This is a genomic window from Hydrogenophaga sedimenti (genome assembly GCF_051857515.1).
Lineage (GTDB): Bacteria > Pseudomonadota > Gammaproteobacteria > Burkholderiales > Burkholderiaceae_C > Hydrogenophaga.
Genome location: NZ_JBPZHA010000034.1, coordinates 1 through 1,191, shown reverse-complemented (window position 1 = coordinate 1,191; position 1,191 = coordinate 1). Strand labels below are relative to the sequence as shown.

Annotated in this window: 1 protein-coding gene; it reads right to left on the bottom strand. The window is 60.9% G+C overall.

Annotated elements, in window-relative coordinates; translation table 11 throughout:
• Positions 1–157 precede the first annotated feature (157 nt).
• The gene (locus ACS5NL_RS22680) at positions 158–1,123 is read right to left on the bottom strand and encodes an IS5 family transposase (protein WP_439356259.1); all 966 of its coding nucleotides are present in this window, start codon (positions 1,121–1,123) and stop codon (positions 158–160) included.
• Positions 1,124–1,191: the final 68 nt, after the last annotated feature.

Here is a 1,191-nt window from a genome sequence, read left to right as displayed (position 1 = left end):
GGATGGTGTTCAAAACACGTTTAGCGCCAGCCGATAGCGGGCGGCTTGCCACGACATGAAACAGCGCGACTCGGAATCAGCGAATTCAACGCAGTTTCTGCGTTTGCACCGCCCGTTTTCGGTCCGCTGGTGGCGCTTGGGCCGCGTGCAGACGCACTCATGCCTGCAACCCCTGCAACAGTCGGCGCCGCACCATCCACAGATTGGAGAGCGCAAACAGCGTATGCAACTGCGCTGTGTTCTTGGCCAGTCCGCGATAGCGAACCTTCACGTGCCCGAATTGGCGCTTGATGACCCGGAACGGATGTTCCACCTTGGCGCGGATGCAGGCCTTGACGTGCTCAAGCTGGTCGAGCACCGCGCCCATGGGGTTGTCCTTGTTCAGCGCTCGGCGTTTGCCGGGGCGCATGGCCACGTGCCAGTTGACTCGGATGCCTTGAACCTCTTCTCGCTTGGCCACACCCTGATAGCCCGCATCGGCGAACACGTCTGTTTCTTCGCCGTGGACCAACGCGCTGGCCTGCGTCACATCATTGACGTTGGCCGCTGTTCCGACCACGGTGTGCACCAACCCGGAATCGGCATCCACGCCGATATGGCACTTCATGCCGAAATGCCACTGATTGCCCTTCTTGGTCTGATGCATCTCGGGGTCACGCTCGCCGCCCTGGTTCTTGGTCGAACTGGGCGCGGCTATCAAGGTGGCGTCCACCACCGTGCCCTGCTTGAGCATCAAGCCTTTGTCGGCCAGCGTGGCGTTGACCACGGCCAGCATCTGGGGCGCCAACTGGTGCTCTTCGAGCAGATGGCGAAAGCGCAGGATGCTGACCCGGTCGGGGATGCGCTCGACACTGGAGAGCCCAGCAAACTCGCGATACAGCGTCGTCTCGAACAAGGCCTCTTCCATGGCCAGGTCGCTCAACCCAAACCATTGTTGAAGGAAGTGAATGCGCAGCATGGTCACCAGTTCAAAAGGCGGGCGCCCGGTCTTGGCCCGTGGTGCATGCGGCTCAATCAGCGACAGCAAGTCGGTCCACGGGACCACCAGATTCATCTCGTCCAGAAACACCGCTTTGCGCGTGCGCCGCGTACTCAGATTCAGGCCAAGTTCTCGTTGGGTCATCACGCCATTGTTCCTGTCGTGCCTCGCTCATGCCATTCGGGCTTGACCGGGGGTTTTGAACACCATCC